At 43.6% G+C, this 24779-nt stretch carries 25 protein-coding genes, 1 riboswitch and 1 other annotated feature; of the genes, 16 read left to right on the top strand and 9 right to left on the bottom strand.

Annotation, left to right across the window (positions count from 1 at the left end):
* Positions 1–58: 58 nt before the first annotated feature.
* From bioB to bioD, 4 genes are read left to right on the top strand one after another with little or no spacing between them, the layout of a single operon-like run.
* On the top strand, positions 59–1111 hold the full coding sequence (gene bioB / locus OCW38_RS09490) for a biotin synthase BioB (RefSeq protein WP_010439965.1): 1053 nt from the start codon (positions 59–61) through the stop codon (positions 1109–1111).
* Positions 1098–2297, top strand: a complete 1200-nt coding sequence (gene bioF / locus OCW38_RS09485) for an 8-amino-7-oxononanoate synthase (RefSeq protein ID WP_261893827.1) — start codon at positions 1098–1100, stop codon at positions 2295–2297. Before bioB ends, bioF begins: the two co-directional genes overlap by 14 nt.
* The gene (gene bioC, locus OCW38_RS09480; protein WP_261893825.1) at positions 2298–3101 is read left to right on the top strand and encodes a malonyl-ACP O-methyltransferase BioC; all 804 of its coding nucleotides are present in this window, start codon (positions 2298–2300) and stop codon (positions 3099–3101) included.
* Complete coding sequence (gene bioD / locus OCW38_RS09475) at positions 3098–3781, top strand: dethiobiotin synthase (protein WP_010439972.1); 684 nt, start codon at positions 3098–3100, stop codon at positions 3779–3781. The genes bioC and bioD overlap by 4 nt, the downstream gene beginning before the upstream one ends.
* A gap of 114 nt (positions 3782–3895) precedes the next feature.
* Here bioD and OCW38_RS09470 read toward each other — a convergent pair whose 3' ends face one another.
* Positions 3896–4063, bottom strand: coding sequence for a hypothetical protein (locus OCW38_RS09470; RefSeq protein ID WP_010439975.1), 168 nt, complete (start codon positions 4061–4063; stop codon positions 3896–3898).
* A gap of 277 nt (positions 4064–4340) precedes the next feature.
* Here OCW38_RS09470 and htpX point away from each other — a divergent pair, with 277 nt between their 5' ends.
* Positions 4341–5204 (top strand): protease HtpX, encoded by an 864-nt coding sequence (gene htpX, locus OCW38_RS09465; protein WP_010439977.1) that lies wholly within the window; start codon positions 4341–4343, stop codon positions 5202–5204.
* A gap of 317 nt (positions 5205–5521) precedes the next feature.
* Here htpX and purB read toward each other — a convergent pair whose 3' ends face one another.
* The 3 genes from purB to mnmA form a co-directional block, all read right to left on the bottom strand.
* On the bottom strand, positions 5522–6892 hold the full coding sequence (purB, locus tag OCW38_RS09460; RefSeq protein ID WP_016768562.1) for an adenylosuccinate lyase: 1371 nt from the start codon (positions 6890–6892) through the stop codon (positions 5522–5524).
* Between the two features lie 143 nt (positions 6893–7035).
* A complete protein-coding gene (hflD, locus tag OCW38_RS09455) occupies positions 7036–7653 on the bottom strand; it encodes a high frequency lysogenization protein HflD (protein WP_010439981.1) in 618 nt (205 codons plus the stop codon).
* A gap of 42 nt (positions 7654–7695) precedes the next feature.
* Entirely contained in the window at positions 7696–8832 is a 1137-nt protein-coding gene (mnmA, locus tag OCW38_RS09450) for a tRNA 2-thiouridine(34) synthase MnmA (RefSeq protein WP_010439984.1), read from the bottom strand.
* Between the two features lie 204 nt (positions 8833–9036).
* Between mnmA and OCW38_RS09445 the strand changes: the two genes are divergently transcribed.
* On the top strand, positions 9037–9306 hold the full coding sequence (locus OCW38_RS09445) for a hypothetical protein (RefSeq protein ID WP_010439986.1): 270 nt from the start codon (positions 9037–9039) through the stop codon (positions 9304–9306).
* A 102-nt stretch (positions 9307–9408) separates the two neighbouring features.
* Positions 9409–10713, top strand: a complete 1305-nt coding sequence (locus tag OCW38_RS09440; protein WP_010439988.1) for an inosine/guanosine kinase — start codon at positions 9409–9411, stop codon at positions 10711–10713.
* 213 nt (positions 10714–10926) lie between these two features.
* Here OCW38_RS09440 and OCW38_RS09435 read toward each other — a convergent pair whose 3' ends face one another.
* Positions 10927–11337, bottom strand: coding sequence for an H-NS family histone-like protein (locus OCW38_RS09435; RefSeq protein ID WP_010439989.1), 411 nt, complete (start codon positions 11335–11337; stop codon positions 10927–10929).
* Between the two features lie 364 nt (positions 11338–11701).
* A riboswitch (Lysine riboswitch) is annotated at positions 11702–11879 on the top strand.
* Between the two features lie 112 nt (positions 11880–11991).
* On the opposite strand from OCW38_RS09435, the gene OCW38_RS09430 reads away from it, so the two are divergent.
* The 9 genes from OCW38_RS09430 (at position 11992) to hisIE (ending at position 21247) form a co-directional block, all read left to right on the top strand.
* The gene (locus OCW38_RS09430; protein ID WP_010439990.1) at positions 11992–13584 is read left to right on the top strand and encodes a Na+/H+ antiporter NhaC family protein; all 1593 of its coding nucleotides are present in this window, start codon (positions 11992–11994) and stop codon (positions 13582–13584) included.
* 188 nt (positions 13585–13772) lie between these two features.
* Positions 13773–13908: a sequence feature (His leader region), on the top strand.
* Between the two features lie 53 nt (positions 13909–13961).
* On the top strand, positions 13962–14858 hold the full coding sequence (hisG, locus tag OCW38_RS09425; RefSeq protein WP_010439991.1) for an ATP phosphoribosyltransferase: 897 nt from the start codon (positions 13962–13964) through the stop codon (positions 14856–14858).
* Positions 14858–16159, top strand: coding sequence for a histidinol dehydrogenase (gene hisD, locus OCW38_RS09420; RefSeq protein ID WP_261893820.1), 1302 nt, complete (start codon positions 14858–14860; stop codon positions 16157–16159). Before hisG ends, hisD begins: the two co-directional genes overlap by 1 nt.
* Positions 16160–16168: 9 nt before the next feature.
* Entirely contained in the window at positions 16169–17209 is a 1041-nt protein-coding gene (hisC, locus tag OCW38_RS09415) for a histidinol-phosphate transaminase (RefSeq protein ID WP_010439993.1), read from the top strand.
* Positions 17210–17336: 127 nt separating this feature from the next.
* Positions 17337–18425: a bifunctional histidinol-phosphatase/imidazoleglycerol-phosphate dehydratase HisB gene (hisB, locus tag OCW38_RS09410; RefSeq protein ID WP_010440001.1), complete on the top strand. Its 1089-nt coding sequence runs from the start codon at positions 17337–17339 to the stop codon at positions 18423–18425.
* 24 nt (positions 18426–18449) lie between these two features.
* On the top strand, positions 18450–19064 hold the full coding sequence (gene hisH / locus OCW38_RS09405) for an imidazole glycerol phosphate synthase subunit HisH (RefSeq protein WP_261893817.1): 615 nt from the start codon (positions 18450–18452) through the stop codon (positions 19062–19064).
* A gap of 43 nt (positions 19065–19107) precedes the next feature.
* Positions 19108–19845, top strand: a complete 738-nt coding sequence (hisA, locus tag OCW38_RS09400; RefSeq protein WP_010440012.1) for a 1-(5-phosphoribosyl)-5-[(5-phosphoribosylamino)methylideneamino]imidazole-4-carboxamide isomerase — start codon at positions 19108–19110, stop codon at positions 19843–19845.
* Positions 19827–20600: an imidazole glycerol phosphate synthase subunit HisF gene (gene hisF / locus OCW38_RS09395; RefSeq protein WP_010440014.1), complete on the top strand. Its 774-nt coding sequence runs from the start codon at positions 19827–19829 to the stop codon at positions 20598–20600. The genes hisA and hisF overlap by 19 nt, the downstream gene beginning before the upstream one ends.
* Positions 20597–21247: a bifunctional phosphoribosyl-AMP cyclohydrolase/phosphoribosyl-ATP diphosphatase HisIE gene (gene hisIE / locus OCW38_RS09390; protein WP_010440017.1), complete on the top strand. Its 651-nt coding sequence runs from the start codon at positions 20597–20599 to the stop codon at positions 21245–21247. The genes hisF and hisIE overlap by 4 nt, the downstream gene beginning before the upstream one ends.
* Positions 21248–21430: 183 nt before the next feature.
* Here the strand turns inward: hisIE and OCW38_RS09385 are convergent, their stop codons facing one another.
* From OCW38_RS09385 to OCW38_RS09370, 4 genes are all read right to left on the bottom strand, one after another.
* Positions 21431–21955, bottom strand: a complete 525-nt coding sequence (locus OCW38_RS09385; RefSeq protein WP_016784629.1) for a YchJ family protein — start codon at positions 21953–21955, stop codon at positions 21431–21433.
* 118 nt (positions 21956–22073) lie between these two features.
* Positions 22074–23291 carry an EAL and HDOD domain-containing protein gene (locus tag OCW38_RS09380; protein WP_261893813.1) on the bottom strand — a complete coding sequence of 406 codons (1218 nt, stop codon included), beginning with the start codon at positions 23289–23291 and terminating at the stop codon, positions 22074–22076.
* A gap of 123 nt (positions 23292–23414) precedes the next feature.
* Entirely contained in the window at positions 23415–24149 is a 735-nt protein-coding gene (gene lpxH, locus OCW38_RS09375; protein ID WP_010440026.1) for a UDP-2,3-diacylglucosamine diphosphatase, read from the bottom strand.
* 88 nt (positions 24150–24237) lie between these two features.
* On the bottom strand, positions 24238–24732 hold the full coding sequence (locus tag OCW38_RS09370) for a peptidylprolyl isomerase (RefSeq protein ID WP_010440028.1): 495 nt from the start codon (positions 24730–24732) through the stop codon (positions 24238–24240).
* Positions 24733–24779: the final 47 nt, after the last annotated feature.

Here is a 24779-nt window from a genome sequence, read left to right as displayed (position 1 = left end):
CATAAATACAATCTCTATTGATAGAGATGTAATATCAAATAATAAAAAGGATCGACACGTGGAAGTTCGTCATGACTGGACAGTTGCTGAAGTAAGAGCACTGCTTGAAAAACCGTTTATGGATTTAATGTTTGAAGCTCAAGTGGTTCATAGACAGTACCAAGAGCACAACCACGTGCAGGTGAGTACGCTTCTATCGATTAAAACCGGTGCTTGTCCTGAAGACTGTAAATACTGCCCTCAAAGTGCTCACTACCGAACGGATGTCGACAAAGAACGCTTAATGGAAGTCGAGCGTGTTTTGGATGCGGCGCAAAAAGCCAAAAACGCGGGTTCGACTCGTTTCTGTATGGGCGCGGCATGGAAAAATCCGAAAGAACGCGATATGCCTCACCTAACTGACATGATCAAAGGTGTGAAAGGCATGGGCCTAGAAACCTGTATGACGCTAGGTATGCTAACGCCCGATCAAGCTGGCGAGTTAGCGGATGCCGGTCTGGATTACTACAACCACAACCTTGATACTTCTCCGGAGTTCTACGGCAGCATCATTACTACTCGTACTTACCAAGATCGTTTAGATACATTATCTCACGTGCGTGATGCCGGTATGAAGATCTGTTCTGGTGGTATTATTGGTATGGGTGAAAGCACCAATGATCGTGCGGGTCTACTTGTAGAACTGGCTAACCTTCCAGTACACCCTGAGAGTGTGCCAATCAACATGCTCGTAAAAGTGAAAGGCACACCGATGGAAAACGTTGATGATGTTGAGTCTTTTGACTTCATTAAGCTTATTGCGATTGCTCGCATCATGATGCCAATGTCTGCGGTTCGTCTATCTGCAGGTCGTGAGAACATGAATGAACAGATGCAAGCGATGTGTTTCATGGCGGGTGCAAATTCTATCTTCTACGGCTGTAAGTTACTTACTACGCCAAACCCAGACGAAGACACGGATATGCAGTTGTTTAAGAAGTTGGGTATCAATAGCCAACAGGTGGCTCAAAAGCCTGACGAAATTCAAGAAAATGAACTGTTAGATCAAGTGGTGGAGCGCGTTGCTGCTCGTCCAACGAAAGATGACATGTTCTACGATGCCACTGTTTAAATCTCGCATCAAAAGTGCCCTTGCTCATCGTCGCGAGCAAGGGCTAACTCGTCAACTTAAGGTACTCGAAAACAGCAATAGCCCTTTGCTTAATAGTGAAGGTTCTAACTTCATTAATTTTTCGAGTAATGACTATTTAGGCTTGGCAAACGATCCTGAACTGGTCGATGCATGGCAAACCGGACTTTCCCAATATGGTGCCGGCAGTGCGGCATCGCCATTGGTCACAGGTTTTAGTCCTGCTCATCTAAATTTAGAGGCTCAGCTGTGTGAATGGCTTGGATTTGAACGAGCCATACTCTTTAGTTCTGGTTTCAGCGCTAATCAAGCTTTGTTGTTTTCTCTGCTCGAAAAAGACGACTCTCTGTTGCAAGACAAACTTAACCACGCCTCTTTAATGGAAGCGGGGATGCTTTCACCTGCAACCATGAAACGCTTTAAGCGCAACGACACGCAGCATCTAGAGTCTCTACTAAGCCAATCTCCACAATCCTTGGTCGTGACTGAGGGCGTTTTCAGCATGGATGGCGATCAAGCGCCTCTCAGCCAGATCTTTAACCTGACTCATCAATACGACAGTTGGTTGGTGGTTGATGATGCCCACGGTATCGGCGTATTAGGTGATAAAGGGGCTGGGAGTTGCAGTGCAGCACAAATCTCACCGGATATTTTGGTGGTGACCTTTGGCAAAGCATTTGGCCTTTCTGGTGCTGCGATTCTTTGTTCGTTAGAAGTGGGTGATTACTTAACTCAGTTTGCTCGTCATCATGTGTACTCGACGGCGATGCCACCTTCACAAGCAGTGGCTTTGTCTCATGCGTGTCAGATGATTCAGACGCAAGAGTGGCGTCGAGAGAAGCTCATGAAGCTAGGTGCGATCTATGCGGAGGAGATGAGTGGCGTGAAAGGTTTTATAGATACTCAGACTCCGATTAAGCCGTTTGTAATCGGTGAAGCACAGGCGGCACTGTCTGTTGCTGAAGAATTAAAGCGTAAACAAGTTTGGGTAACGGCGATAAGGCCGCCAACCGTTCCGAAAGGGACAGCTCGTTTGCGTATTACCTTAACGGCGAATCACAGTGAGGATCAGATTCATCAGTTAACCAGGTCGTTGCATCAGGCAATTGACCGAAGCAGTGAATCGGGCATCGATCCAAGCTTAGAATCAAATAAAGAGGCTCAGTAAATGTCACAAGAAGCAGTAGTGAATAATTACGTAGGCCAAGACAAAAGTGCGATTGCCAAAGCCTTCGGAAACGCAGCAACAACCTATGACAAACACGCTGAGTTTCAGCGAGATGTCGGCCACCGACTACTGGATAAGTTACCGAGTGATCTATCAGGGTTAAAGGTGCTCGATTTAGGTTGTGGGACTGGTTATTTCTCAGAGCAACTTGTAAAACGAGGGGCCGAAGTAGTATGCGCTGATCTTTCTGTTGGAATGTTGGAAACAGCAGAAAAACGTTGTGGCGCATCTGTCTCTTTATACCAACAAGCCGATGCCGAACAATTACCGTTTGAAGATGGGGGTTTTGACATCGTTTTCTCTAGCCTTGCGTTGCAATGGTGTGACGACTTGTCGTCGCCTTTGAAAGAGATGAAGCGTGTCACTGCGGCTGGTGGGTCTGTGATTTTCTCAACTTTGCTTTATGGGTCACTGTTTGAGTTAGAAAAATCATGGTCTAAAATTGACACACATCAACACGTTAACCATTTTATTACAATCAATCAGGTAAAAATTGCGTTAGCGCAATCTAGCTGTACGGCTCATCAACTAGACTTGCCCACCATCACCGTTTGGTACGACACTGCGTTTGAACTGATGCGCGACCTTAAAGGTATCGGCGCTAATCACGTAAGTGGTCGCTCACAAGGTTTAACAAGTCGCCGCATGTTGCAGCTCGTTGAACGGGAATATCGAGAGTTTAAAAACCATCAAGGTTTCTTGCCAGCAACATATCAAGTTTGTTTAGGGGTTATTCAATTATGATTGATGCATTATTCATTGCAGGTACGGATACCGAAGTTGGAAAGACTGTGGTTTCAAAAGCGATTCTTCAAGCTTTAGCCGCGCAAGATTTATCAACAATTGGCTATAAGCCAGTTGCTGCCGGAAGCGAGCAATACCCAGAAGGGTTGCGTAATAGTGATGCATTGCACCTTCAAGAAGCGGCAACGCAAGATATTGCTTACGAAGACGTGAATCCATATGCGTTATTGCTACCGTCATCGCCTCACATCGCGGCAAAGCATGACGGCGTAGTGATTGATACAGCGATATTATCAGCGAAGCTTGAAGCGCATAAGCAAAATTCTGATATCGTTCTAGTTGAAGGTGCTGGTGGTTGGCGTGTTCCGGTTTCAGACGACGAATATCTGTCTAGCTGGGTTAAAAAAGAACAGCTTCCAGTGGTTTTGACTGTAGGTATTAAACTGGGTTGTTTGAGCCATGCTCTATTAACGGCAGAAGCGATTCGTGCTGACGGCCTAAATCTAGTAGGTTGGGTAGCGAACCGTATTAATCCAGGCACTGAACATTATGCTGATATTATTGCGATGCTTGAGGATAAGCTAGGTGCACCGAAGTTAGGTGAAATTCCTTACGTACCAAAAGCGAAGTCAAAGAACATTGGTAAGTACATTAATGTTCAACCACTACTTGATCTTTAAATCTCAAGTTATACGTCAAACAAGAAAAGGGCTGCGATTGCAGCCCTTTTTCTCTGTTAAGCCTTTGACCATTGGTTTATAAACAATTGGTCTGTTACATAAGCAAGCTTAGGATCAATGTTCTTTTGTTAGTCCCATTAGCGCTTGCTGTGTTTCTGTGATTTCTGCCTGAGCCGTTTGCGGTGTTAGAATTCCAATCTGCTTTTTCGCTTCTTCTTCAGTAATCCCTAGGTGACAGCACAGTAAATCGATAGCCATTTGAGTGTTAGTACCTTCAACCATGATCGTTCCCTTTTTGTACATGGACTAGCCAATAAATCATCTGAAGTCACTGTAAACGGATTGTTATATCGACACCATACGACTTAGGTCTAATAGACCATAATTAACGCGGCTACAATCTCGTAATCAAATGTTGCAATTTAATGCTTAACCTTGTTTTCTTAATCTAAGACTATATGTATAAGTAAGTATAAGTCTTCAAGGCTGGAATCAATTGCTGTCTGCCTTGCCTATAACAATAAGTTTTATAAAAATAGCTTTCATGCGGAGATAAGTAATGAAGCGAGTAATGTTGTTCCTTGCAACCAACCTTGCGGTTGTATTGGTACTAAGTGTTGTTCTTAATATTGTATATGCAGTTACAGGTATGCAACCAGGAAGCCTTTCAGGCTTGTTGTTAATGGCTGCAGTATTTGGTTTTGGCGGTTCATTCATTTCATTAATGATGTCAAAGAAAATGGCACTACGCTCAGTAGGCGGCATGGTCATTGAAAGCCCACGTAACGAAACAGAACATTGGTTGATGGAGACGGTAAGCCGTCAATCTCAACAAGTTGGTATTGGTATGCCAACAGTGGCGATCTACGACTCGCCAGACATCAATGCATTCGCGACGGGTGCTAAGCGTGATGATTCATTGGTCGCAGTATCAACAGGTCTTCTACACAACATGACGCGTGATGAAGCTGAAGCAGTATTAGCACATGAAGTTAGCCACATTGCGAACGGAGACATGGTGACCATGACGTTAATGCAGGGTGTTGTGAACACGTTCGTTATCTTCTTATCTCGTTTCATCGCTAACATTGTTGCGTCGAATGACAACGAAGAAGAGGGCGGCAGCAACATGATGGTGTACTTCGGTGTGTCTATGGTGTTGGAATTGGTATTTGGTTTCTTAGCAAGCTTCATTACGATGTGGTACAGCCGTCATCGTGAATTCCATGCCGATGCAGGTGCAGCGAACCTAGTGGGTAAAGAGAAGATGATTGCCGCTCTGGAGCGTCTAAAGGTGAGCCACGAACCACAACTAGAAGGTTCTATGATGGCGTTTGGTATCAACGGTAAGAAGTCTCTTACTGAGCTACTAATGAGCCATCCACCGTTAGATAAGCGTATTGCGTCTCTACGTAACATGTAATCGCTACGTATTCTTTTGTCACTAATCGACAAGATACATTTGAAAAGCTTCCTTCGGGAGGCCTTTCAAATGTATCTTGTCATTCAAGAGAGTAAGTCTCCGGGAGTTATGTGTCTGGTGATAGAGGGTTACTGGTGATAAAGCGTTACGGTATGGAATGGATTATATCGAACGGATTAAGATGAGTAGGTCAATGATACTGGTTTGCTTTGTATTATTTTGCTGGCGGTTCTTGTGCTCAATACATTTTGTTCCGCTCAACAAAAAGGCTTCCACATGGGAAGCCTTAGTCTATTCTGTGATTCGAAATTCGAACCTTACAGCTTGTCAGTTAGCTCGATTGCTTGACCGATGTAGTTCGCTGGAGTCATCTCTTTTAGGCGAACTTTCTCGTCTTCAGGGATCTCTAGACCATCGATGAATGCACGCATGCCTTCGCCATCTACACGTTTACCACGAGTTAGCTCTTTTAGCTTCTCGTATGGCTTCTCGATGCCATAACGACGCATTACTGTTTGTACTGGTTCAGCCAATACTTCCCAGTTCTTGTCTAGTTCAGCAAGTAGCGCAGCACGGTTAACTTCAAGCTTGCTAATACCTTTCAGAGTCGAAGTGTATGCAATGATTGCGTAGCCAACACCCACACCTAGGTTACGAAGAACCGTAGAGTCAGTAAGGTCACGCTGCCAGCGAGAAACTGGAAGTTTTTGTGCAAGGTGGCTGAATACTGCGTTAGCTAGACCAAGGTTGCCTTCAGAGTTTTCGAAGTCAATTGGGTTAACTTTATGCGGCATAGTAGAAGAGCCGATTTCGCCAGCAATAGTCTTCTGCTTGAAGTGACCAAGAGCGATGTAGCCCCAAACGTCACGGTCGAAGTCAAGAAGGATCGTGTTGAAACGAGCAATTGCATCGAATAGCTCAGCGATGTAATCGTGAGGTTCGATTTGAGTTGTGTACGGGTTCCAAGTTACGCCAAGAGATTCAGTGATGAACTCTTCGCTGAACTTGTGCCATTCAACTTCTGGGTATGCAGAAAGGTGTGCGTTGTAGTTACCTACAGCGCCGTTGATTTTCGCTAGGATCTCAACGTTTTCGATTTGCTTGAATTGACGTTCCATACGGTACGCAACGTTAGCCATCTCTTTACCCATAGTAGAAGGAGAAGCTGGCTGACCATGTGTACGAGACAATAGAGGAATATCACGGTACTCGTTCGCAAGTGCTTTGATAGCATCAATTACGTTACGGATTTCTGGAAGAATCACAGTGTCACGAGCTTCTTTAAGCATAAGTGCGTGAGATGTGTTATTGATGTCTTCAGAAGTACATGCAAAGTGAATGAATTCATTTACTGCGTGAAGTTCAGGAACGCCAGCTACTTTCTCTTTCAAGAAGTATTCAACCGCTTTAACGTCGTGGTTTGTCGTGCGTTCGATCTCTTTGATACGCAGAGCGTCTTCTTCACTGAAGTTAGCTGCTAGTTCATCAAGAAACTGGTTAGCTTCTGCACTGAACGCTGGTACTTCTGCGATTGCATCAGTTTGTGCAAGCTTTTGTAACCAACGAATTTCAACGATAGAGCGGTATTTTAGTAGGCCAAATTCACTAAAGATGCTGCGTAGTGCAATAGTCTTACTTCCGTAACGGCCGTCTACTGGTGAAACAGCAGTCAATGCTGACAGTTCCATGGTGTTCTCCTGAATTGAGTTTTCTAAATTTTGAGAGGTTTATACCAGTAACAATCTCAATTGTCACGCACATTGCGCAAACGTTTGCGTGAGAGTTGTGTTGATACAAAAAACAAGCTCGCGACGAGGCGCGAGCTAATAAATCACATTCGAGCTAATAAGATTTGAGCTTGCTCGATCATCTTCTTACGACCGAAGATTAGGTGGCGACGTTTACCGCCAACCTGGCGCCAAAGCACAGCGCTTCGAATCCCTGATAGAAGAAGCGCACGAACCTTATGTTGGCTCGACGTCTGTTGAAGTACTGATGGTGTCCCAGATACCTGAATGCGAGGGCCGATAGGACTCACAACATCTAGGTAGATGCTCGCTAAGTTACTGATCATTTGCTCGTCAAACAGATCAAAGTGTTCAGTTTGGCGTTCTGCCGTTTGTATACGGTCGCCAAGTTGAGACATCGAATCGTTACGAGAAGATAGTTTACGCTCAAGCGCCATCAAGCTGATGATGTAGCGCGTGATATCGCTACCAGCTGGAGTACTATCGATTCCTTTTACTAAGCACTCAAGGCCAAGCTTTAGGTTCGCTTCACGTCCAAATACGCCCACAGTATTCACCGGATTGGTATTCAAAATAGCACTGAGTGAAGCTTCGAAGGCATCTTTATCACAATGGCCGTCTTTCGCTACTTGTTGAACCAAAGCCACAGCTTGGCAAATTCCGGCGAAAGCAATAGTACGGTCATAAAGTGTATTAGCCACGTAGTAACTCCTAGTTGTCTTCTATCGTTCGTTTGATAATAGTTAGATGCGCTTTTCGATGATACCACCACCAAGACAAACGTCGTCTAGATAGAATACTGCCGATTGACCAGGGGTCACAGCAATCTGTGGTTCATCAAAAATAACCTTAATGTTCTCGTCATCAATTGGGATGATTGTACAAGGAATATCGGTTTGACGGTAACGAGTTTTTACCGTGCATGTCATAACTTCAGTAATTGGTGTGCGATTTACCCAGTGAAGCTGAGAAGCAATCAAACCCTCTGATTTCAAAAGAGGGTGGTCTTTACCTTGTACTGCGATCAGCACATTACGCTTCAGATCTTTTTCACCAACAAACCATGGTTCTTCATTACCACCACCACCTTTGGTGCCACCAATATGCAGGCCTTTACGTTGACCTAATGTGTGGTACATCAAACCTTGGTGTTGACCAATTACTTGGCCTTCAGGTGTCTCGATGTTACCCGGCTGTGCTGGTAGGTACTTGCCTAAGAATTCAGTGAACTTACGTTCACCAATAAAGCAGATGCCCGTTGAGTCTTTTTTCTTTGCTGTAATCAAATCTTGTTCTTCAGCAATACGTCGCACTTCAGGTTTCTCTAATTCACCAACTGGGAATAGGCTGCGTGCCACTTGGTCTGAGCTTAATGTGTATAAGAAATAGCTTTGATCTTTGTTGCTGTCTAGGCCACGTAGCATTTCTGGTTTCACACCAGCGTCTAGCTCTTCTTGAGTAGGAAAAGTACGACGAACGTAGTGACCCATCGCAATGTAGTCTGCGTCTAATACTTCATCTGCAAACTCTAAGAATGCTTTGAATTTGATTTCTTTATTACAAAGAATGTCTGGGTTTGGCGTACGACCTGCTTTGTACTCAGCAAGGAAGTATTCGAATACATTGTCCCAGTACTCTGCGGCAAAGTTGATAGTGTGAAGGTGGATACCTAATTTGTCACATACCGCTTGAGCATCAGCAAGATCTTCAGCTGCCGTGCAGTATTCTTCGTTATCGTCTTCTTCCCAGTTTTTCATGAAAAGGCCTTCTACCTGATAGCCTTGTTGCTGAAGAAGATACGCCGATACTGACGAATCTACACCGCCGGACATACCGACAATTACTTTCTTTTCGCTGTTTCCAGAGCTGATATCTGACATGTCTAAACACCGTTACTATTACTTGGTCGCAGATTCTAACAGAAAGAGAAACGCCGTGACAGATCCGAGACCGGAATCACAGTTTCATTTGCACAAATAGTGCGCTGACTTTGTTAGAGAATCGCATGAGAGCGAGGTGAGTCGCTAGGATGTCAGAAGTATATGTGGCATAGTCGCTCGAAATCCAAGACCTGAGATAAAAAAATGTCTGAACAAAATGAATTTATGCAAGAAGAAGAGCTGATTGAGATCATCGAGAACCAGCTTGAGGATGGCGAACCAGTGAAAGTGAAAGAGACGTTGATGCGTTTAATGATGACTGGTACACCGCGTGAAGAAGCAATTGCGGCTATGGCATGTGCACTGGCTATTGAAGTATTTGACGTAATGAAAAATGGTGCAGAGTTCAATCAAAAACGTTATGCAGAGCATTTGGGTATGCTGCCTGATTTAAGCTTTATGGAAGGCGAATAAAAAAATAGTACAGCAAACGTTTGCTATAGTTTGAAAGATTGCCGCGTTAAATATTGCGCGGTAGAATCCGCCACCTATTTCCCCTTGACTTAGACTAGCCCTATGAAATTCCCTGGACAACGTAAATCAAAGCACTATTTTCCGGTTCACGCTCGTGACCCTTTAGTTAGCCAAGCTCAAACTAGTAAAAGAATGTCACGTACTCATATTATCGGCATTGACCAAACATTGGTGGATATCGAAGCGAAAGTGAGTTCTGAGCTAATCGAAAAATATGGCTTAAGTAAGGGACATTCGCTAGTCATCGGTGACGAAGCTGCAGAGTCTTTATATCAAGAATTAAAAGAGCAGTGCTTGATTACCAATGAATATGCTGGTGGTACGATCGGCAATACATTACACAACTATTCAGTGCTGGCAGATGACCGTTCAACGCTGCTAGGTGTAATGAGCCAAGATATTAAGATTGGTAGCTATGGTTATCGTTATTTATGTAATACATCAAGCAGAATGGATCTGAATCATTTACAAGGGGTAGATGGCGCAATTGGTCGCTGCTTTGCATTAATTACTGAAGATGGTGAACGTACTTTCGCAATTAGCGAAGGTCAAATGAACCAACTAAAACCTGAGAGTATTCCTGAAAAGATCTTCAAAAGTGCTTCTGCTTTGGTATTAACCGCTTATTTAGTTCGTTGTAAACCTGGCGACCCAATGCCTGATGCAACAATGAAAGCGATCGAGTACGCGAAGAAATATGATGTACCCGTTGTATTAACGTTGGGAACTAAATTCGTTATTCAAGATGATCCAGAGTTTTGGAAAGATTTCCTTGAGCAGCATGTAACAGTTGTTGCAATGAACGAAGACGAAGCGGAAGCGTTAACTGGTGAAAGTGATCCTCTTGCCGCTTCTGACAAAGCGCTAGAGTGGGTTGACTTAGTTCTATGTACTGCAGGCCCTGTTGGCCTATTTATGGCGGGTTACACAGAAGACGCCGCAAAGCGTGAAACGTCTTTACCTCTATTACCGGGTTCTATTGCGGAATTTAACCGTTACGAGTTTAGCCGTCCTGCTCATAAAAACTTATGTGACAACCCGACTAAGATCTATTCGCACATTGCACCTTATATGGGTGGCCCTGAAAAGATCAAGAATACCAATGGTGCAGGTGATGCTGCGTTATCGGCTTTATTGCATGATATGGCTGCGAATAAATACCACAAAGAAAACGTGCCTAACTCAAGTAAGCACCAACATTCATTTTTGACGTATTCGTCTTTCTCGCAAGTTTGTAAATATTCAAACCGAGCAAGTTATGAAGTGTTAGTTCAACACTCTCCACGTTTATCTCGTGGTCTTCCTGAAAGAGAAGACAGTTTAGAAGAAGCTTACTGGGAAAGATAAGGTGTCGTACTTATCAAATGAACTTCTCGGTTTATTAAGTACGCTACTGTGTTTATCAAATCCAGTAACGAATAACAAAATATAAAAAAGGCTCCGAAAGGAGCCTTTTTTGTTTCTGAATATATTCAAGCCGTAAATAATACTTTGGTCGACTTAAATATTAATTCTATTGCTTAGTGTGTTATTGATTATTCACTTAGCAAACACGATGCGTTAAAGAGCAAACTCTTCTAGAGATTTACCAGCATCTAGTTGTTCTTGGATAGCTGAAGGCGTACGGCCTTGACCTGTCCAAGTTTTCTCGTTGCCGTTTGCATCTACATATTTGTATTTAGCTGGGCGAGGAGCACGTTTAGCTTTTGTCGTTTTAGATTTTGCTTCACCAGAAAGTGCAGCGATAAGATCAGCAACATCAATTCCGTCTTTTGCAATTTGTTCAGCGATAGCAGAAAGCTTAGCTTCTTGCTCTGCTTTAGCAGCACGTTCTTCAGCTTCAGACTCTTGACGCTCTTGTACAACAATAGTCAGCTTGTCTAGCGCTTCTTCAAGTTGCTCAAGAGTTAATTCACGTGAGAATGCACGAAGGCTGCGGATATTTAATAAAGTTTTTGTTAATTCAGACATGATATTTCCCATCAAGGTAAACTAAATAATCCTCCTAATAATAAACAGAGCCTAGGAATAAAACAAATAGTATTTCTTCTATTACATATTTAAATAAAGAATTGAGATGAATAGTTGAAAATGAAAAGGCGAACTCCTAGTGAATTTATAATAATTATTAAGAATATCTAAAAAACTGATATGTGACTGGTGGAGTAATTACCTTAAGTTGACTATTCTTCTATTGATTACTTCATTAACAAAAAACTATTTTTGTCGGAATGATATGTTGCAATGCTGCCCTTGATGAGTACAATTGCGGCTACCTGATGCGATGCTTTGGTTGATTTGTTGTTAAACTTTGGTTTCAACGGTTAATAATGTTATCGCACGTAGAGGTGCAATTATAAAAAGTAGTTTTCGTTGGGGTGATGCCAATGAACGGGAATGAAAGGTCTAATTGCCGAAGTAAATTGTATATCTAAGCAATTTGCTGGGGTTGTGCTCAATAGGTACAACACTGCCATAGTCTTAATTTTAAACTATGGAGCGCTACTGTAGGGTTGGGTGAAGTGTTCACTTCCCTTTCGCTTAGTTCAACATGAGCTTGATAAGCCGTATCAAGTTTGTCTGCAGTAGATCTCTAGCCAAATAAAAAACTGGTTTTTGAAGATCATGAATTTAATAGATTTTGCAACATCGCCTTTATCTTTGCTTCCTCCCCTTGTGGCCTTAACTCTCGCTATTGTTACCCGCCGTGTATTGGTTTCCTTGGGTGTCGGTATCGTTATGGGTGCGATTTTACTTGCTGATTACTCAGTAGGTAACGCAGCTAGCTACGTGTTTACTAAAGCTTCTGGTGTTTTCATCGAAGATGGTGGCATTAATACCTGGAACATGAGCATCGTCGCATTCCTAATTATTCTTGGAATGACAACCGCCTTATTAACATTATCTGGTGGTACGCGAGCATTCGCTGAGTGGGCCCAGTCTCGTGTTAAGAGCAAACGTGGTTCAAAACTACTTGCTGCTTTCTTGGGTGTGTTCATTTTTGTTGATGATTACTTCAACAGCTTAGCGGTAGGTGCTATCTCTCGTCCTGTTACAGACCGCTTTTACGTATCTCGCGCTAAGCTTGCTTATATTCTGGATTCTACTGCTGCTCCAATGTGTGTGATCATGCCGGCTTCTAGCTGGGGTGCTTACATCATTACTATTATTGGTGGCATCTTAGTAACACACGGTGTGACAGAGTACTCAGCATTGGGTGCTTACGTTCGTCTTATCCCGATGAATTTCTACGCTGTGTTCGCACTATTAATGGTATTTGCCGTTGCATGGTTCGGTCTAGATGTTGGTAAAATGCGTGAACATGAGATCGAAGCATCTCAAGGCCGTGGCTTTGAAGGTGACAACGATCAAAAGCAAGCTCACGACCTAAATGAAGAGCTAGACATTCAAGAGAGTGAAAACGGCTCTGTCTCTGATCTCGTTATGCCAATCGTATCGTTAATCGTAGCGACGGTAGCTGCAATGCTTTATACCGGTGGTCAAGCGCTTACCGCTGACGGTCAAGCATTCAACTTGCTTGGTGCGTTTGAAAATACAGATGTAGGCAAGTCTCTTGTTTACGGTGGTGTTGTTGGCCTGCTTGTTGCGCTAGCGACAGTGTTTAAGCAAAAGCTGCCAATGTCTGATATCGCAAGAACAATGTGGATCGGTGCTAGCTCTATGTTTGGCGCTATCCTGATTCTTGTGTTTGCATGGACTATCGGTTCTGTTATCGGTGACATGAAAACCGGTTCTTACCTTTCGTCTCTAGCAACAGGTAACATTGATTACCACTGGCTACCTGTTATTTTGTTCCTTCTTGCTGGCCTGATGGCATTCTCGACAGGCACATCATGGGGTACATTTGGTATCATGCTTCCTATCGCGGGTGACATGGCTGCAGCCTCTGACATCGCTCTAATTCTGCCTATGTTAAGTGCGGTTCTTGCGGGTTCTGTGTTTGGTGATCACTGTTCTCCAATCTCTGATACGACGATTCTCTCTTCTACCGGTGCTCGTTGTAACCACATTGACCACGTATCGACTCAGCTTCCTTATGCGCTGTCTGTGGCCTTCGTATCGTGTGTTGGTTTCATTACCTTAGGTATGACATCATCAACTGGCATCGCATTTGGTGCGGCGTCTCTAACGTTTGTTGCTGTATGCTTTGCATTGGCTTATTTCTCTCGCTGCAAAATGGCGACGTGCAACAGCTAATCATCATCTGATTGAATAATGAAAAGGGAGGCTGCGGCTTCCCTTTTTTGTACCTGTTAAATTAATTTGAGTTTTAGTGAAAAAAGTTCGAATAAATGGTTGAAAAAGGATGTCAGCTTAGTTAGTGTGGAGACAAGACAGCAAACAACCTAAGAGCTTATAAGTATGCGTAAATTAGTAATGAACATTCATCACCATCATCACCCTATCTAGTCTTTCGGGGAGATTTACGTATACCCGGGAGCAAGAATTCTCCCGGAGGTTAAGTCAAAGAATTTAGATTTAAACCCTCGGGACGACAAAGTCTTCCGAGGGTTTTTTAGTTTTAGCACTTTTAAATAATCAATAAATTCAAATATTTGCACAGGGATACAGCAATGCAGACACAACGCCTAAGAATCGCAATTCAAAAGAAAGGTCGCTTAAGTAAAGAGTGCCAAGACTTACTTAAAAAATGTGGTGTTAAATTTAACATCATGGGTGAGCGCCTAGTGGTTCATTCACTTAATATGCCAATCGACTTGTTACTGGTTCGTGATGATGACATCCCAGGTCTTATCATGGACGGTGTGGTTGACCTAGGTTTCATTGGTGAAAATGAGCTAGAAGAAGTTCGCCTAGACCGCGTTGCTCTAAAAGAGCCATCGCAATTTCACACACTACGTCGTTTAGATTTCGGTGGTTGCCGCCTTTCTATCGCTATCAACAAAGATGAAGAATACAACGGCCCACAAGACCTAGCGGGTAAACGTATTGCAACAACCTACCCACAACTACTAAAAGCCTACATGGATGAGCAGGGTGTTGAATTCAGCACTTGTATGCTAACAGGCTCAGTTGAAGTAGCACCTCGAGCTGGACTAGCGGACGCTATCGCAGATTTGGTTTCTACAGGCGCTACGCTAGAAGCGAATGGCCTAAAAGAAGCAGAAGCTATTTTTCAATCTAAAGCAACGTTAATTCAACGCACCGGCGAATTTGATGCAGACAAAGAAGCATTAATTGAAAAACTACTGACTCGTATGCAAGGTGTTCAGCAAGCGAAAGAGTCGAAGTACATCATGCTTCACGCACCAACGTCTCAATTAGAGCAAATTAAAGCGCTATTGCCTGGAGCTGAAGATCCTACTGTTCTTCCTCTATCTACAGATAAAGACAAAGTTGCCGTTCACCTAGTAAGTACTGAGAACTTGTTCTGGGAAACTATGGAACAGCTGAAAGAGTTGGGTGCAAGCTCGATTCTAGTATTACCAATCGAAAAAATGATGGGGTAGTGATGATGAGAACCGTTGTTTGGCAATCTTTAAGTGAATCACAGCAAGACTCGGTATTAGAGCGTCCAGCTATTACTGAAGGTGCAAACATCACAGCGACTGTTTCTGATGTTATTGCAAAAGTACGAAATGAAGGCGACGCCGCACTCAAAGAACTGACTGAAAAGTTCGATCGTGTGACTCCTGAATCAATTCGAGTTACTTCGAATGAGATTGAAGAGGCGTGTGCTCGTCTAACACCAGAAATGAAGCAAGCGCTAGAGCAAGCTTATAGCAATATTGCTAAGTTTCATGAAGCTCAGAAGCCTCAGTCAATTAAGGTTGAAACTCAACCTGGCGTTTTGTGTGAGCAGGTAACGCGCGCGATTAATACGGTTGGTCTTTATATTCCTGGTGGGAGTGCGCCACTTCCGTCAACGGTTCTTATGTTAGGTGTACCCGCTCAGATTGCGGGTTGTCGTAAAGTTGTCTTGTGTTCGCCTCCACCAATTGCTGATGAAATCTTGTATGTCGCTAAGCTTTGTAAGATCGACGAGGTTTACAACGTTGGTGGTGGTCAAGCGGTTGCGGCAATGGCTTACGGTACCGAGAGTGTGGCTAAAGTCGATAAGATCTTCGGCCCGGGTAATGCCTATGTAACGGAAGCGAAACGCCAAGTCAGCAATGACTTCCGTGGTGCTGCAATTGACATGCCTGCTGGTCCATCAGAAGTGATGGTGATTGCAGATGAAACTGCAGATGCAGACTTCATCGCTGCGGATTTATTGAGCCAAGCGGAACACGGCCCTGATTCTCAGGTTGTCTTGGTTACGCCGTCTCCGGTTATTGCTGATCAAGTAACGGATGCGGTGCAGAAACAACTGAAAGAGTTGTCTCGCGCTAACATCGCTCAGCAAGCATTAGCATCTAGCTTGATTATCATCTCAGAATCAATCACTCAAGCTATCGCAATTTCGAACTTCTACGGTCCTGAGCACTTAATTGTTCAAACCAAGAATCCACGTGAGTTGTTGCCGTTGCTAGATAATGCAGGTTCAATATTCTTGGGTGACTGGTCTCCAGAGTCTGCAGGTGATTATGCATCAGGTACAAACCACGTATTGCCAACCTACGGTTACACCAAAACGTATTCGAGCCTAGGTTTAGCAGATTTCTCTAAACGTATGACAGTACAAGAACTAACAGCCGATGGCTTGAAAGGTCTAGCACCAACAGTGGTGACGATGGCTGAAGCCGAAGGTTTGGATGCTCACAAGCGTGCTGTGACTATCCGAGTTGAAAAGTTAAATAGAGCGAAGTAGGGGCGGAGCATGGAAAAGTTAGCAAGAAAACAAGTTCAGGCTCTAACACCTTACTTGTCTGCAAGACGCATTGGCGGTAGCGGAGATGTATGGTTGAACGCCAATGAATCTCCGTTTGATAACGAGTACAGCTTAAATCTGACTCGCCTTAACCGCTACAGTGAATGTCAGCCAAAAGAATTAATCGATGCTTACGCACAATATGCAGGTGTAACACCAGAGCAAACATTGACAACACGTGGGGCTGACGAAGGCATTGAGTTACTGATTCGCGCTTTCTGTGAGCCAAACGAAGATGCAATTCTTTACTGTCCACCCACTTACGGTATGTATGCGATCAGCGCCGAAACCATTGGTGTCGAACGTAAAGTGGTGCCTCTGACCTCTGAATGGCAATTAGATCTTCCCTCTATTGAAGCTCAACTAGACAACGTGAAAGTGATATTTGTTTGTAGCCCAAACAACCCAACGGGTAACTTAGTTGATCGTAAAGACATCATTAAATTGCTTGAAATGACGCAAGACAAAGCGATTGTGGTGATGGATGAAGCGTATATCGACTTCTGCCCTGAAGCGTCAACGGTCGATTTGCTTGCTCAATATCCGAATTTAGCGATTTTGCGTACTCTTTCCAAAGCTTTCGCATTAGCGGGACTACGCTGTGGCTTTACGCTAGCAAACAAAGAGCTTATCGATGTACTGTTGAAAGTGATTGCACCATACCCAGTGCCAATCCCTGTTGCTGACATTGCGGTTCAAGCCCTTTCAGAGCAAGGTTTAGCAAGAGCTAAGTTTCAAGTTCTCGATTTAAGTGCTAATCGCGCTTATTTACAAGCTGGCCTACTTGGTATACCTCAAGTAACGGTATTTGATGGTTGGGGTAACTATTTATTGGTTAAATTCCCTAACGGTGACGAATTGTTCAAAGCGGCATGGGACACTGGCATCATCTTGCGTAATTCGCCAATTGAAGATTGTGTTCGTATTAGTATTGGTAATCGAGAAGAGTGCGAAAAGACACTTGGATTCATTCGTAACTTTTTTCAGTAACGAAGGCTTACCAGTAATCACATTGGACAGTTGTGTTTAATCAGCATAGCTGGCCAATGAATCAGACATTTGGGTTAGCGGTTGATTTTAGCTAGGCCACCAGATTTAAAATTAAAAGGAAGTTCAAGTGAGTAAACAACAGAAAATACTTTTTATAGACCGTGATGGCACCTTAATTGTTGAGCCGCCAGTCGATTTTCAAGTAGACCGTTTAGACAAATTAAAATTCGAACCGCTCGTGATTCCTAGCTTGTTAGCATTGCAAGATGCGGGCTACCGTTTAGTGATGGTGACTAACCAAGATGGTTTAGGTACCGATAGCTACCCACAAGAAGATTTCGATGCACCACACAATATGATGATGGAGTTTTTCGAGTCTCAAGGCGTTAAGTTTGACGACGTGCTTATTTGTCCTCACTTTGACGAAGACAACTGCTCTTGCCGCAAGCCTAAGTTGGGTATGGTTAAAGAGTATCTACAGGGCGGTAAAGTCGACTTTCAACATTCTGTTGTGATTGGCGATCGAATGACTGATCTTCAACTTGCTGAGAACATGGCAATTCGCGGGATTCAATATGGCCCAGATGCGGAAACGGAAGGTACGCTTAACTGGCCACAGATTGTTAAAGATCTGACGGTTAATGCACGTGTTGCTGAAGTGGTTCGTACGACTAAAGAAACTGATATCAAGGTTGCAGTAAACCTTGATGAAACCGGTGGCAACAAGATCGATACGGGCATGGGTTTCTTCGATCACATGCTTGATCAAATCGCGACACACGGTGGTTTCCAGATGAATCTAACTGTGAAAGGCGATCTACACATTGATGATCACCACACAGTAGAAGATACGGCTTTAGCTCTAGGCCAAGCACTTAAAGATGCGCTAGGTGATAAACGTGGGATTGGCCGCTTTGGTTTCAGTCTACCAATGGATGAATGTTTGGCGCAGTGTGCACTAGACCTTTCTGGCCGCCCATACCTGAAATTTGATGCTAAGTTCAGCCGCGAACAAGTGGGTGATCTTTCGACTGAGATGGTGGTTCACTTCTTCCGTTCTCTAACCGATACGCTAGCTTGTACGCTACACCTTTCTTCTAATGGCAATAATGACCACCACATCATTGAAAGCCTATTTAAAGCGTTTGGTCGTACTCTTCGTCAAGCAATTAAAGTTGAAGGTAACGAGTTACCAAGCAGCAAAGGCGTACTGTAAGGCTAACGTTAGCAAGGAAAAACAATGAAAGATCAAAAAGTCGTTATTATTGATACTGGTTGTGCCAACGTTTCCTCAGTGAAGTTTGCGATTGAACGTCTGGGCTACGCAGTTGAAATTTCGAAAGAACCAAAAGTTGTTCTAGCTGCCGATAAGTTATTCCTACCCGGTGTAGGTACAGCAAGTGAGGCAATGAAGAATTTGCAAGATCGTGACCTCGTTAGCCTTGTGAAGCAAGTCGAGAAGCCTCTGCTTGGTATCTGTTTAGGTATGCAACTGTTAGGTAAACTGTCTCAAGAGAAAGGCCAAAAAGCCGACGAGATAGTGGAATGCTTAGGTTTGTGTGATGGCGAAGTTCGCTTGCTTGAAACGGGTGATTTGCCACTACCACACATGGGTTGGAACACTGTAACCGCAACACCGAATCACCCGCTATTTAAAGACATTGAAGAAGGCGAGTATTTTTACTTCGTACATAGCTTTGCAATGCCAGTAGGTGACTACACAATCGCACAATGTGATTACGGCAATCCGTTTACCGCTGCCGTTCAAAGCGGCAACTATTATGGTGTTCAGTTCCACCCAGAGCGTTCGTCAAAAGCAGGCTCTAAATTGATTCAAAACTTCTTGGAGCTGTAATAAGGATTAGGCATCGGCTAACGCTGCCCTATAAGGAATGTAAATGATTATTCCCGCATTAGATTTAATTGAAGGCCAAGTAGTTCGCTTATTCCAAGGCGATTACGGGCAAGTAACAGAATACAAAGTAGACCCAGCAGAGCAGTTTAATCTGTATCACCAAGCAGGCGCAGGTTGGCTTCACCTAGTAGACTTAACCGGCGCAAAAGATACAACAGCTCGCCAGCTAGACTTAATCGCCAAGCTACTTGCAAGCACACCAGCCAATATTCAAATTGGTGGTGGTGTTCGCAATGAACAAGATGTAATTGATTTGCTAGAAGCCGGCGCACAGCGCGTTGTGGTTGGCTCGACTGCTGTTAAACAACCTGAACTTGTGAAAGGTTGGATGGAAAAATACGGCGCTGAAAAAATCGTACTTGCTCTGGACATCAACATTGATGAAAACGGCACACGTAAAGTGGCGATTTCAGGTTGGCAAGAAGATTCAGGTGTGACCATCGAAGCGCTAATTGAAGATTACCTAACGGTTGGCCTCAAACACGTTCTCTGTACAGATATTTCACGTGATGGCACGCTAGAAGGATCAAACGTAGAGTTATACATTGACCTTTGTAAGCAGTACCCACAAGTACAATTTCAATCATCGGGTGGCATTGGCAGCCTAGCTGATATCGAAGCTCTGAAAGGCAGCGGCGTTGCGGGTGTGATTGTTGGTCGCGCACTGCTTGATGGCAAATTCACCGCAGAGGAGGCATTTGCATGCTGGCAAAGCGAATAATCCCTTGTTTGGATGTCCGTGATGGGCAAGTGGTTAAGGGCGTTCAATTCCGCAACCACGAAATTATTGGTGACATCGTTCCGCTAGCACAACGCTATGCAGAAGAGGGCGCTGATGAATTAGTGTTTTACGATATCACTGCATCAAGTGATGGACGTGTGGTCGATAAAAGCTGGGTGAAACGCGTAGCAGAAGTGATTGATATTCCTTTCTGTGTGGCTGGTGGTATCAAGTCAGCGGAAGATGCAGCACGCATTCTTGAGTTTGGTGCAGATAAAGTCTCAATTAACTCGCCTGCATTGGCTAACCCACAACTGATTACTGACCTTGCTGATAAGTTTGGCGTGCAGTGTATTGTTGTTGGTATCGATTCATACTTCGATAAAGATACCGGTAAATATCAGGTTTACCAGTTCACTGGCGATGAAGCGCGTACTAAAGCAACCAAGTGGGAAACCAAAGATTGGGTGAAGGAAGTACAAAAGCGTGGCGCAGGTGAGATTGTGTTAAACATGATGAACCAAGATGGTGTTCGTAATGGCTACGATATTGATCAGTTAAACATGGTACGCGAAGTGTGTAATGTACCTTTGATTGCGTCTGGTGGTGCAGGTGCGATGGAACACTTTGCTGAAGCCTACAAGAAGACAAACGTGGACGGGGCACTAGCGGCTTCGGTATTCCACAAACAAGTCATCAATATTGGTGAACTTAAACAGTATTTAAAACAACAAGATGTAGAGGTGCGACTATGAGTTTTGAAACCGCAAGCTTATCAAAAACAACAGTAGGCGCATTATCAGAGCGTATTAACTGGGAAAAAGTAGATGGTTTAGTTCCTGCCATTGTTCAAGATTACCAATCTAGCCAAGTGTTAATGATGGGATACATGAACCCTGCAGCACTTGAGAAAACCGGTGAAACTGGCAATGTTACGTTTTTCTCTCGTACTAAAGAGCGTCTTTGGACGAAAGGTGAAACGTCGGGCAACGTATTGCAACTGAAAAACATCGCTTTGGACTGCGATAACGATACTTTACTTGTTAAGGTAAATCCCATTGGCCCAACGTGCCACACAGGTACAACAACGTGTTGGGATGGAGACAAACAAGAAGAAACACAGATGGTGTGGCTTCATCAGCTTGAGCAGCTACTGGCTGCCCGCAAGGACGCAGACCCTGAGTCTTCTTATACTGCCAGTTTATATGCCCGTGGCACCAAGCGTATTTCGCAAAAAGTGGGCGAAGAAGGCGTTGAAGTCGCGCTTGCGGCGACGTCGGGCGATAAGGCGGAATTAGTGTGTGAATCAGCAGATTTGATTTACCACTTGATGGTTCTTTTACAAGACCAAGGCTTATCGATGAACGATGTGGTGAACAAATTAAAAGAGCGCCATAAGTAAGCTCTCTTTAGATTAATCGACTACGTAACAGATAAATAAAAGCCCTTTAAACAATTATGTTTACGGGGCTTTTTTAGCATTCAATTCTTGAGAATATCTCTTCGACTTTAGGCCTCGTCATTCCGAGGAGTCTAAGCGACATCAGGAAACTCTCCTCTTAATCTAACTTCCTAGACACATGAGTTAGCCGCAGCACTTTTTATACTTCTTACTGCTACCACAAATACACGGGTCATTGCGGCCGATCTTGAAGCTCTCTACAGTTTGGTTTAGGCGAGGATCTATCTCTGGTTGTGTTGCGTCTTCTTGTTCATTTTCTTGATTGGGGAAAGCGCCATCAATGTAGAACCAAATACCGTCTTCACGAACAAAGCGAGAACGTTCTTGCATACAGAACTGCTCAGCCCCGTCGTTGAAGTAAGCTTTAAACTCAACAAAGCCTTCGTTCTCATGTGAACCTGCGGCAGTATCGATGACTTCTAAACCCGCCCAATCACTATCAATGGATTCAGCAATACCTTCTCTCTGCGCTTCTGCATTACAAGTCGGGTGGTAAGTAGCAACCACATAATCAACCAAACCAAGTACATGTGCAGAATAGCGTGAGCGCATCAATTGTTCAGGTGTTTCGACTGAATTGTGGTCAAGATGTGCGGATTCACAGCACTGTTGGTAAGTATTTTTGCTACCACAAGGGCATAAAGACATAGTCAGTTCCTGTAAAAATGGCCTCGATTAAGAGGCCATAAATGAATGCATTGGAGTTTAGCAAGAAACGATCGCTCACCAAAGCTTAGTTTCTATTGCTGTTTTTGTAGGGAGTGTATTATTTCAATGAAGGTGATAACAGATCTTGAGCCCAAGTAGTGGCCTCATCATACGCTTGTCCGAGGTCTGCTTCGCTCAGTTTGAGCAGCTTACGAATGCGTGTCGCTTCATCCCAGCGAGCTTGCTCGTACGCAATGACCATCGCCATGATCGCACCAAGTACACCTTTACGCTGAATAAGAGCTTGTTTGATCTCTTCATCGATGGGTACTGAGTCCAATACTTGCTTTAAAGGCTGATCAAAGAGTGAATCGAGTAGCGAGAACATGCCGGTTAAAAAGGCTTGTCCAGGTTCAACTTTCACATTCATCTTTTCTACTAACAGTTCACATTGACGAGCGCGCAGTACCGCTAAACCATAAAGTGAATCCGGTTTATCTTCTTTCGCAGATGCGATTGCCACTAGTGAAACGAACTTACGCAGTTTCTGTTCCCCAAGGTAAATGAGTGCTTGGCGAAATGAACGGATAGTCGTCGCTGAACCGCCCGCAGAGTTTACGTAGGTGAGTAGCTTATAAGAGAGTGTTACATCCAATGTGATCAAACGTTCGACTTCACTGAAATCGATAGGATCGTGGGCTATTTCTTTTAGTAACTGAACGATAGTCAGAAAAGCAGGACTAAGTGCGCGAGTTTGGATCATTTCCGGTTTACTGAAGAAGTAACCCTGAAAATAAGAAAATCCGGCTTGTTTCGCTTCTTGATACTCATCGTAAGTTTCAACTTTTTCGGCAAGAAACTTGATATCCAATTCTCTCATAGAGTTCATGAACATTGATGCTTTTATTATTGAGATCAAACGAATATCAAATTTAATGATAGATACGTAAGGCAAGAAACGTTTCCATGCTTTGCTTGGCACAAAGTCGTCCAGCGCGATGGTATAACCCGCGTCGTAAATGGTTTTGATCGCTTCAAGCAATTCGTCCGTTGGTTCACAATCTTCAAGAACCTCAACAACGAGGCTTTCTTTCGGAAAGAGGGTAGGGACTAAGTTAATCAGACTTGCATAAGGAAAATTCACGAACCCCAACTTATCACCAAGCGTATTATAGTGAGTTGATAGGAAGTGATCGGAAAGCAAGCGGCTTGTAGCGAGTTCCGGTTCTACTTCAGGGAAAGTGTTCTTAGGACCGTCCCTGAATAGCAACTCGTAACCTATGGTTTTCTTGTCAGCATCGAGTATTGGCTGACGCGCTACATATGAATATTTCAACTTCGTACTGTGTTCGGTTTAGTTCTGATACAGAGATAATAGCTAATTGGAGAAAAATTACCATCTACAATCTTAGAAAGTCTGACCCATAATAATAATCAATGTGAAAGATGAGGAGTGACGTTAAAAGCGGTTGCTAAACTCACGATTCTGTAGTTCAAAACTTTGCGGAGTGAATACCAGAACTGAGCCCTGCGTGTACCAATCACCAAGTACGATACGAGTTTTAGTGCAACTATTGGTATTGAACCTATGAATGTCTGGGCGGTGCGTGTGACCGTGGATCATGAGATCTACATTATTTTGCGCCATCACATTTTCAACTTCTTGTTGTGTTACGTCCATGATGTCTAAAGACTTAGTCTGCTTGTCGTCCTTGATATCGGATTGAACCTTAGAAACAATTTTCTTTTTGATAAAGAATGGAATTCTATTGAATACCCATTGTAGCCAGGGCTGATGTACTTTTTCACGGAAGGCGAGATACTTTACATCTTCAGTGCACAAGGTATCACCGTGTAATACCACGGCTTTTTGTCCGTAGATATCGATCGTTGAAACTTCATCTAGTAGTTGGACGCCCGTTTGTTTGGCAAACTTTTTACCAACTAAAAAGTCCCGGTTGCCCTGAGTGAAATAACAAGGCACGCCAGTGTTAACTAGATCAATAAATGCTTGGCGAATGGAAGTAGCGAAATCGCTCGTATCGTCGTCACCAATCCAGAACTCGAAAAGGTCACCAAGTACATACAGTGCATCCGCTTCTACGGCTTCGTTTTTCATGAAGGTTAAGAAACAATCTGTGATGTCTGGTCGCGACGGGGCTAAGTGCAGATCTGATATAAAATATGTTTTCATAGGTCTAAAAAAGGGAGCGATTCGCTCCCTGTATCCTGATTTATCGGTTCACCAATGGTAATGATTAATACTAATCGAAAGCGAGTAATTAAGCTTCGATTGTAGTACCAGTGATGATCACTTCTTCTAGAGGTACATCTTGGTGCATACCCATAGAACCAGTGCTAACACCTTTAATCTTGTTTACGATGTCCATACCTTCAACAACTTCTGCGAATACACAGTAACCCCAACCGTCTAGGCTTTCGCTACGGAAGTTTAGGAAAGAATTGTCGTTCACGTTGATGAAGAACTGAGAGCTCGCTGAATGTGGTTCCATAGTACGAGCCATTGCAAGTGTACCTACTTTGTTAGCTAGGCCGTTGTTTGCTTCGTTCTTGATTGTAGCGCGAGTCGTTTTTTCTTTAAGGCCAGAAGTCATGCCACCGCCTTGAATCATGAAACCATCGATAACACGGTGGAATAGTGTGTTGTCGTAGAAACCGTCACGGCAATACTGTAGAAAGTTTGCGCTTGTTTCTGGTGCTTTTTCTTCGTTAAGTTGAACTTTGATGTCACCAAAATTTGTGTGAAGGATGATCATGATTGTTACCTTACTGTCTTTTTAATATGAAGTTCGAATTCTAGCGC

Source organism: Vibrio cyclitrophicus (genome assembly GCF_024347435.1).
Classification (GTDB): Bacteria; Pseudomonadota; Gammaproteobacteria; order Enterobacterales; family Vibrionaceae; genus Vibrio; species Vibrio cyclitrophicus.
Note: the sequence above shows the minus strand (reverse complement) of the source record. Positions and strands in the feature narration are given on the sequence as shown.

Coding starts and splice junctions, on each gene's coding strand:
- bioF (WP_261893827.1), top strand. CDS start 1,098: ATGCCACTGTTTAAATCTCGCATCAAAAGTGCCCTTGCTCATCGTCGC.
- bioC (WP_261893825.1), top strand. CDS start 2,298: ATGTCACAAGAAGCAGTAGTGAATAATTACGTAGGCCAAGACAAAAGT.
- bioD (WP_010439972.1), top strand. CDS start 3,098: ATGATTGATGCATTATTCATTGCAGGTACGGATACCGAAGTTGGAAAG.
- OCW38_RS09470 (WP_010439975.1), bottom strand. CDS start 4,063: ATGGTTGAAGGTACTAACACTCAAATGGCTATCGATTTACTGTGCTGT.
- htpX (WP_010439977.1), top strand. CDS start 4,341: ATGAAGCGAGTAATGTTGTTCCTTGCAACCAACCTTGCGGTTGTATTG.
- purB (WP_016768562.1), bottom strand. CDS start 6,892: ATGGAACTGTCAGCATTGACTGCTGTTTCACCAGTAGACGGCCGTTAC.
- mnmA (WP_010439984.1), bottom strand. CDS start 8,832: ATGTCAGATATCAGCTCTGGAAACAGCGAAAAGAAAGTAATTGTCGGT.
- OCW38_RS09445 (WP_010439986.1), top strand. CDS start 9,037: ATGTCTGAACAAAATGAATTTATGCAAGAAGAAGAGCTGATTGAGATC.
- OCW38_RS09440 (WP_010439988.1), top strand. CDS start 9,409: ATGAAATTCCCTGGACAACGTAAATCAAAGCACTATTTTCCGGTTCAC.
- OCW38_RS09435 (WP_010439989.1), bottom strand. CDS start 11,337: ATGTCTGAATTAACAAAAACTTTATTAAATATCCGCAGCCTTCGTGCA.
- OCW38_RS09430 (WP_010439990.1), top strand. CDS start 11,992: ATGAATTTAATAGATTTTGCAACATCGCCTTTATCTTTGCTTCCTCCC.
- hisG (WP_010439991.1), top strand. CDS start 13,962: ATGCAGACACAACGCCTAAGAATCGCAATTCAAAAGAAAGGTCGCTTA.
- hisC (WP_010439993.1), top strand. CDS start 16,169: ATGGAAAAGTTAGCAAGAAAACAAGTTCAGGCTCTAACACCTTACTTG.
- hisH (WP_261893817.1), top strand. CDS start 18,450: ATGAAAGATCAAAAAGTCGTTATTATTGATACTGGTTGTGCCAACGTT.
- hisA (WP_010440012.1), top strand. CDS start 19,108: ATGATTATTCCCGCATTAGATTTAATTGAAGGCCAAGTAGTTCGCTTA.
- hisF (WP_010440014.1), top strand. CDS start 19,827: ATGCTGGCAAAGCGAATAATCCCTTGTTTGGATGTCCGTGATGGGCAA.
- hisIE (WP_010440017.1), top strand. CDS start 20,597: ATGAGTTTTGAAACCGCAAGCTTATCAAAAACAACAGTAGGCGCATTA.
- OCW38_RS09385 (WP_016784629.1), bottom strand. CDS start 21,955: ATGTCTTTATGCCCTTGTGGTAGCAAAAATACTTACCAACAGTGCTGT.
- lpxH (WP_010440026.1), bottom strand. CDS start 24,149: ATGAAAACATATTTTATATCAGATCTGCACTTAGCCCCGTCGCGACCA.
- OCW38_RS09370 (WP_010440028.1), bottom strand. CDS start 24,732: ATGATCATCCTTCACACAAATTTTGGTGACATCAAAGTTCAACTTAAC.